The organism is Pseudomonas sp. GW821-FHT03C07 (assembly GCF_059420925.1).
Genome location: NZ_JBWKUQ010000038.1, coordinates 1 through 7,969, shown reverse-complemented (window position 1 = coordinate 7,969; position 7,969 = coordinate 1). Strand labels below are relative to the sequence as shown.

Below are 7,969 nucleotides of genomic sequence, written 5' to 3'. Positions count from 1 at the left end.
GCCATACCCGTCTCGGAATCGGGCAGCAGATAGGACACCGCCGAAATACCAGCATGCTGATGGGGCGCAAAGGTCGGCGCGCTCATCCAGTAGTGGTCAACCCCGATGAAGGGGGAAATCAACTCTGGATCGGTGCGCAGACCGTAACCGTGGAAATGGCCGCCCAGGTTGGCGCGACTAAGCTGGGCGATAACGGCAGACATGGCGAAAGCCTCTGGTACTGGTGGTATCGTTCAATGCGCGATAGTGAGATGGGTGTGGCTTCACCCTCTCGCGCCGGACGACAATAGGGTTATCTTGCATAAGGCGCGAAAAACGTCTCTAACGCGGCCAACAATGCTTCGGGACGCTCCTCCGCCGGATAGTGACCGCAATCCGGAATGACCACGGATTCGACATGGGAAGCGACCGTGCGCAACTCCGCCTCGACGCTGTCGCCACAGGCAAGCGCACCCGAAAACGCCAGCACCGGCAAGGTCAGGCGAGTTGCTTTGCGCTCTTGGTTCTGTGGAATCGACTGATCAATTGCTCGGTAATAGTCGAAGCTGGCCCGCAGGGCTTGCGGATCGCGCTTGAGTTGTTCGACGTAGAAGTCAACCGCGTGACGAGGCACCGCCTCTGGCGAGCCTGCCTTGGTCGCGAATTGGTGACCGAAGTAGAGCTCTTCGCGACCACTGACCAGTTGCTCATTAATGCCAAGCGCCCGATTGAAGTTGAAATGCCAGAGAAAATCACTGAGCCAGCGGTGGTCAGGCAGCAATGGCGGAGAAGCCGATACGCCTGGAATAAGCGCCTCGCCCAACGCAATGCGCTCGATCCGCTCGGGTTGATCGTGTGCCATGGCATAACCGGTCCACATGCCGATGTCGTGGCCGGCCATGGCGAAGGACTCATGCCCCAAGGCGTCCATCAACCCAAACATGTCCTGGGCCAGGGTTCGTGAGTCATAACCCTCCTGGGCTTTTTCCGAGAGCCCGACGCCCCGCGGATCGACGGCGATCACAGTGAACGTGCGAGCCAGCGGCAGCATCAGGTAACGCCACGCAAACCAGTTTTGTGGCCACCCCCCCAGCAGTAACAGCGGCTTGCCCTGCCCGCCAATGACGGCGTGCAGTTTCACGCCGTTAGCAGCGATCTCATAGCTTTCGAAGACGTCAGTAAAACCCGTTGGCAGCCTTGGTACGCCGTGCACGGAGCCGAAGCCGGTTAGCGTTTTGAAGTGTTCCTTTTGCAGCATCCCAAAGCCCGCCTGAGTTATCTAATAACCAGAACATAAATGAGACGCCAGGTATCGACTAGACGATAAAATCACCAAGGACTGTTGTGCTCACGCACTAATCACGGTGGAAGGGTATGCAAGGGCTATGACTGGCGCCCCTGCTCAGCAGATGAAACCTATAGACCAGGCTTAAAATCGCATGACCGCCTGGAGCCAGAGCCGTTCGCCGCGAGCCCTGTTTTCGACAAGCGTTTCATGCTGCCACTTCATCAGTACGCCAAACTCAGGAGTTTGATATTTCACAACAGGGCCATAAGCAACGATTTGACCTCGATTGCCGTCCTCCCCCACCGACTCACCGTGACTTTCATCATCGCTCACCTGCTTGTACAAATATCCACTTACACCAATCTGCCAATTCTTGTTCAAACTGTAGCCAAGATGGTAGTCAGCGTTAAGCTCGCGCCCCGACCTGTAATCCGTCGCACGATTATTGTCGTTGATCATGTAGAGAATCTTGGCGCTTATCTCCACCTCATCTATAGGGTTCGCCGTGAAGGAGTACCACGGCGAGTAGGACCACACATTGGTTCCCACATTAAAGAGCCGATCCTTGGCATACGATGCCGTGGGTGCGTATAAATCAACGCCCAACATCTGATGAAAGCGTGGCGAATTCCAACCGAGAAACAGCGGTGTAAACGCCAAATCGGCGAAGCCTTCATCCTTGCCACTGTTCCGAACGCGCCCTTGGGGTGTTTCTGTATAAAAACTCACCTGCCCTTTTATGTAGGGTAAGGCTGCACGACTGGCTAGCGTCGCTCCCCATAAGGTGAAGTCGGAATAGACGTAGTCCAGACATACTGCGAGTGACTGATAACTGAGTTTGAAGTCTTCAATCCCGGCCATGCTGTGTCCATCAGATCCCTTTAGTTCATTAGACTCGTAAGCGGAGCTGTAAAAAAAGGTTGTTAACCCTGATGGCGGCATTCGCCCAGCCAATACGGTATCAAGACCGAGCGGGTAAGCGGTTCCATTATTTTCCGTAGCGTGAGTTTGGGCGCAGGTCAGCAGCATGGCGGCCGTGCAAAGCAAGGGAGAACTTTTGCTGAGCAGCAAGGTTTTTACGCGCAACATAAGGATGATCTCGTATGGATTATTATTTTGATTACGAAGATTCATGCGAACAAACAGAACAACCGATGTAACGCCTCACGACAACAATAGAGCCTGTCTCTTAGGGGTATTTATTGTTTGCAAGACAATAGAACCCACCTTGTTTCAGGCAGGCCCAATTGAATAGTTAGGTATCGTGTCAGGTAGAGTTACCAGGCAGTGGTACCACCATCGACCCGAATATCAGTCCCCGTGATGAAAGAGCTTTCATCAGAAGCCAGGAACAAAGCGGTGGCCGCGACTTCTTCGGGCTTACCCAAACGTCCCAGCATCACCTTGCCTACCATCGTTTCAGCCCACTCGGGATCCTGCAGCAAGGGGATTGTTTGATTGGACTCAATCAACCCCGGGGAAATGCTGTTGGCGCGCAAGCCATGGACCCGGCCTTCCAACGCCAGTTGGCGAGTCATGGAAAGCACTGCCCCTTTGGCCGCGCTATGCGCGATTCCAGGGAGCATACGGTAGGTCGACCACGCCGAAACCGAAGCCGTGTTAATTATGGAAGCGCCCGGAGACTTGATTAACTCCGGCCAGGCTGCACGCACGAGATGGAAAACCAGATTCAGTTCCTGATTGATAGTTCGATGCCAGTCATCGTCTGATATCTGATCGATCCAACCAAAGTAAGCCATCGCCGCATTATTGAATAACACATCGACGCGTCCGAATTCCGAAACAGCCAACTCCACCAAGCGTGCGCAGTTGGCAGGGTCCGTCAAATCGCAATTGTTCAGGGAAACCATATCCCCACCTATAAACTTCACTGCATCTACTGCCTCTTGAGCCGCCTCATGATAGATGTCACACCCCACTACTTTGGCACCTTGTTGCGCGAACATTAATGCCGAGGCTCGCCCCATGGATCCGCCCGTACCTGTAATAATGCAAACTTTACCCTGCAGACGATTGCTCTTAAGCATCCCATTTCTCCTGCTTGTTTTTATAAGAACAGCTTGCAGTAACACACCCGATCAGTCGTGGCGGTTAATGAGTTGGGCGAACTGTAGGTAGACCACTACTTATTGACTAGGCACGAAAATCACCAAGGACTGTTGCTCTCAAGCAACAATCATGGTGAAAGGGTCTATAAGGGAGATGACAGGCAAGGGCAGAAATTCAAGAGGCGGTTTTATTCCGGATCTAACCACACCGGTTTTCCAGGTACGTCACCCATTGAACACTGACATGATCAAGCGCCGCAGCCAGACGCTTCTGGGGGCCTCGTGAAAACGCGCATGCCAGTACTGCTTGAGGTCGTAGCGTGGGATGTCCAAGGGAGGCTCGACCATTCGCACATTCAGATTATGCGTGTACATGTTGGCAACGGTCCGTGGCAACACCACGATCAAATCGGAGCGTTCGATAATCGATGGCACACTCATGTAGTGAGACGTCTGCAGCACGATGTTGCGGTGGATGCCTGCCTTGGCCAAGTGAGCTTCGAACATTTCCTGGCGACGGCTGCCATCACGTACCTGCAGATGCTCCAGCCTGCTGAAATCTTCCAGGGACAGACGTTCCCCTGCCAGAGGGTGATCGAGGCGGATCAGACAGACCAGGTCATGAGAGAACAACCGCTGCTGATAGATGTTGGGGGTTGTGAGGTCTGGAAAATAGCCGAGCACTGCATCGACCCGGCCTTCATGCAGGTTCTCCACAAGCTCATCGGGTGCCAGGCTGACGGTTCGTATGCGCGTATGCGGCGCCGCGCTGCGCAGGCTCTGAAATAGCGCAGGTAGAAAGACCACTTCACCCACTTCGCTCAGGCAAAAGACGAACTCCTGCTCGCTCGTAGCAGGGTCGAAGGTCGGGCCGCTGAGGATGTCCCGGTCGATGATCTCGATCACTTCGCGGGTGCGCTCAATGATGCCTTGCGCCCGCGGCGTCGCCTCCATCAGGTTGCCCGAACGAATGAACAGAGGGTCTCCCAATGAGTGGCGCAGGCGGGCCAGTGCAGCACTGGTTGCGGGTTGGCTGATGCCTAGCTGCTTCGCCGCCGCAGTGACATTGCCAGTTTCATAAACGGCTAGCAGGACACGAAGCAGATTAAGGTCGGTGCGCATGGGTATAACGAAACCAGATAGTTGGAATAATTAGAATTGGCTTCCTTTATTTAAAGCGCTTGGCGACGATCCCGTCCACATAAAAAAATAAAAACGGAAGGTAGCCGCATGAACCCTGACAACGCCCGAATTGGCGAGATCATCGACAACGCAAAGATCTCGCCGTACCAGATCATTATCCTTGCCCTGTGCTTCCTCATCGTCCTGATGGATGGTTTCGATACCGCAGCCATTGGTTACATCGCCCCGTCACTGCGCGAGGAATGGGGGGTGTTGCCTGCCCAGTTGTCGGCGGTTTTCGGGACTGGACTGTTCGGCTTGATGGTTGGCAGCCTGATCCTGGGCCCGGTCGCCGATGCCATCGGGCGCAAAAGCGTTTTACTGATTTCAGTGTTGGTGTTTGGTCTCGCCACCCTGGCCAGCGCCTATACCCATTCGATCGAGTCGCTTACGGTTCTGCGCTTCATCACCGGCATCGGCCTAGGTGGTGCGATGCCGGCTTGCATCGCCTTGAGCGCCGAGTATTCCCCTGCCCGCCGGCGCATGATCATGGTGACCTTGAGCTGGAGTGGCTTCACAGCTGGCCTTGCCTTGGGTGGCATGCTCGCGGCACACATGATTCCTGCATTCGGTTGGCGTTCTGTGCTGGTGCTCGGTGGCGTCATGCCGCTGGCGGTACTGCCATTGTTGGCTTGGCTAATGCCTGAGTCGGTTCGGTTCATGGCGTCCTCGGCCAAGCACACCGACGCCTTGCGCCGGGTGGTCGAACGCATTACCCGGAAGTGCTGGAGCGGTGTAACGATCCTTGATGATGAGCGATCGGCTCAGGTCAGGTCGCCAATCTCGCACCTGTTCATCGACGGCCGATTGGTCCGAACACTGCTGCTGTGGGTGACTTTCTTCTGCTCGCTCTTTGTGTTCTACCTGCTGACCAGCTGGCTGCCTACCCTGCTCAAAGAGGTCGGCTACGATATCGCTTACGCTTCGCGCATTGGCGCCATGGTGCCACTGGGCGGTACCATCGGTGCCATTCTCATGGCCCTGCTGATGGATCGCGTCGGACCTTACCCCGTGCTGGCGCTCTCTTACTCAGGGACGGCTGTAGTCATTGCGGTCACGGGCTACCTGATGAGTAATCCCTACCATCTGGCCATCATGGTATTTCTCATCGGTTTCGGTGTGGCCGGCGCTCAAAATGGACTCAACCTGGTATCCGCCACCTTGTACCCCACCGCTGCCCGCGCAACCGGGGTGAGTTGGGCAATGGCCGTCGGCCGTTGCGGTTCGATTGTCGGCTCGATGCTGGGTGCCTGGTTTATTTCCATAACAGGCACATCACCGGTTTTCTTCCATTGGCTGGCGCTTCCCGTGCTGATCGGCGCGACAGCCATAGGTGGCCTTTATTGGCTCAGCACTGGCCGGAATCAGACAGTCAAGCGTGCTCAAGGTGCTCACGCAGAAACTCAATGAAGCGTTGTGTTTTTGCGGGCAAAAGACGGGTTTCAGTGAGGGCATACACCGGGATCGGATTGGCGTGCCATTGGGGCAGAACCGGCTGCAGCAAGCCAGTGCGCAGATCGTCCGCGGCAATGCCTTCTGGCAGCAGGGCGATCCCCAGATCCAGTGTCGCCAAGCGCCGAAGCATCCCGACGCTATTGAGTTGAAACCGTCCACCTACCTCGACTTCAACCACTTCACCAGAATGGGAGAGCTGCCACTTGCCAGCCTTTCGCAATCGCAGGCATTCGTGGTGCACCAGCTCAGACGGGTTGCTGGGCGCTCCATTGAGTTCCAGATAACGAGGCGAGGCGTACAAGCGACGAGAGAGGATCGCGAGTTTTCGCGCAATCAGATTTGAGTCTGCCGGTTCGCCCATGCGGATGACTACATCGACGGGTTCGCTTACCAGGTCGACCTGGCGCGGTGTGAGGTCGAATTCAAAGCTGATGCCAGGATACCGTCGGGCGAACTCGGCGATGAGCGGCGCCAAGTAAATATTGGCGAAGTCCACAGGCAGTGATGCACGCAAAAGACCACTTGGATGCGCAAGCATTTCGCCCAGCTGTTCGTGTGCCAACCTCGCTTCGTCAACGATTCGCTTGCATCGGTCAAAGTACAACTGCCCTGCTTCGGTCAATTCGATCTTGCGCGTGGTGCGGTGCAATAGCCTCAAGCCAATGGCCTTTTCAAGCCCGCTGATGCGTCGCGACAAGGTCGAGTTGGGCATCGCCATCGCTTCTGCGGCCCTGCGAAAACTGTGGGCTTTGACGACCTCGACGAACAACGCCATGTCGTTCAGAAGTTCCATATTGATTGCTCCACTGGTGGATTAGTCATTTCAATTATAGCTGGTTTATCCCGTATACAGTTTGATCAATGATAACTACATCAGCCTTCGAAGCCATTCCACACGCCTCGAACTCAATCAGTACAGCGCCAGGTTCCGTTGACGGTTGATCAGCGGTGCCCCTCGCAGGAGAGCGTCAACTGCATGAAAGACCTTAATGACCTTTATTACTTCGTGCTGGTGGTCAAACATGGAGGGTTCTCGGCAGCTGCACGGGCAACGGGCATTGAAAAAACGTTGCTCAGTCGTCATGTCGCGGATCTGGAATTGCGAATGGGGGCCAGACTGTTACATCGCACAACGCGCCAGGTTTCACTGACCGAAGCTGGCCATCATTTCTTTACGCTCAGCCAACCCGTTGTCGAGGGTGCGCATACCGCCTATGAAAGTGTGGAGCATCTTCGACGTGAACCCGTCGGGTTGGTACGGCTGAGCTGTCCTCAGGTCATGGCGCAAAGTTATTTAGCCCCCCTGCTACCTGGCTACATGGAAAAACATCCGAAGGTACGGCTTGAGTTGAATGCAGTAGACCGGGAGGTCGACCTTTTTGAAGAGCGCTTCGACGTGGCTTTGCGATCGCGTGCCCGGATTGAAGAAACGGCCGGGTTGGTCGCAAAGGAATTAGGGGCAACCCAGCAGATACTGGTAGCAAGCCCCCGGTTTCTCGATCGTGTCGGCCGGCCTGCCACGATCAAGGCCATTTCAGAAGTCGAGACACTTTCTCGTCCTGGTGACATCCATGATGGTGTCGGTCGCTGGTTCCTGCGCAGTTCATCAGGTGAAGAGCGGCTGGTCAGCCATCAGCCACGTCTCATCTGCGATGATCTACGTATGCAGTTGGAGGCCGCTGTTAATGGGTTGGGCGTCGCCTTGTTGCCAGAGCCCATAGCTGCAGCCTCTGTGCGCGCGAAGGCTCTGGAAGTCGTCATCCCCTCCTGGACCGGTGCAACGCATATCATCCATCTGCTCTACCCCAAACCAAAGGGGATGTTGCCCTCCGTTCGCAGCCTGATCGACTACCTGAGCCTCCATTTACCCCAAAGCATCCAGGAGCGAAGCATCACCGTTGAGAGGGTCGTTTGATGAAGGTGGACTTGCCCCTACCAGACCGGACACCAATTCCCCGTTAAATTGATGCCGCTGCCAAACGCCTAAATTCTCTCG

At 55.4% G+C, this 7,969-nt stretch carries 7 protein-coding genes and 1 pseudogene; 2 read left to right on the top strand and 6 right to left on the bottom strand.

Going from position 1 to position 7,969, the window contains the following annotated elements:
• The 5 genes and pseudogenes from AC07VG_RS33345 to AC07VG_RS33325 all read right to left on the bottom strand — a co-directional run.
• Positions 1-203 (bottom strand): annotated as a pseudogene (locus AC07VG_RS33345) (pirin family protein); the annotation flags it as partial.
• Positions 204-292: 89 nt separating this feature from the next.
• Positions 293-1,237, bottom strand: coding sequence for an alpha/beta fold hydrolase (locus AC07VG_RS33340; RefSeq protein ID WP_495022559.1), 945 nt, complete (start codon positions 1,235-1,237; stop codon positions 293-295).
• A gap of 171 nt (positions 1,238-1,408) precedes the next feature.
• On the bottom strand, positions 1,409-2,356 hold the full coding sequence (locus tag AC07VG_RS33335) for a SphA family protein (RefSeq protein ID WP_495022560.1): 948 nt from the start codon (positions 2,354-2,356) through the stop codon (positions 1,409-1,411).
• 188 nt (positions 2,357-2,544) lie between these two features.
• Positions 2,545-3,315, bottom strand: coding sequence for an SDR family NAD(P)-dependent oxidoreductase (locus tag AC07VG_RS33330; RefSeq protein WP_495022558.1), 771 nt, complete (start codon positions 3,313-3,315; stop codon positions 2,545-2,547).
• A gap of 246 nt (positions 3,316-3,561) precedes the next feature.
• A complete protein-coding gene (locus AC07VG_RS33325; RefSeq protein WP_495022557.1) occupies positions 3,562-4,458 on the bottom strand; it encodes a LysR family transcriptional regulator in 897 nt (298 codons plus the stop codon).
• A gap of 108 nt (positions 4,459-4,566) precedes the next feature.
• Between AC07VG_RS33325 and AC07VG_RS33320 the strand changes: the two genes are divergently transcribed.
• Entirely contained in the window at positions 4,567-5,928 is a 1,362-nt protein-coding gene (locus tag AC07VG_RS33320; RefSeq protein WP_495022556.1) for an MFS transporter, read from the top strand.
• Here AC07VG_RS33320 and AC07VG_RS33315 read toward each other — a convergent pair.
• Positions 5,891-6,766 carry a LysR family transcriptional regulator gene (locus AC07VG_RS33315; RefSeq protein WP_495022555.1) on the bottom strand — a complete coding sequence of 292 codons (876 nt, stop codon included), beginning with the start codon at positions 6,764-6,766 and terminating at the stop codon, positions 5,891-5,893. The two genes, AC07VG_RS33320 and AC07VG_RS33315, sit on opposite strands and share 38 nt — an antisense overlap.
• A gap of 183 nt (positions 6,767-6,949) precedes the next feature.
• On the opposite strand from AC07VG_RS33315, the gene AC07VG_RS33310 reads away from it, so the two are divergent.
• Positions 6,950-7,888, top strand: a complete 939-nt coding sequence (locus AC07VG_RS33310; RefSeq protein WP_495022554.1) for a LysR family transcriptional regulator — start codon at positions 6,950-6,952, stop codon at positions 7,886-7,888.
• The last annotated feature ends 81 nt before the right edge of the window (positions 7,889-7,969 follow it).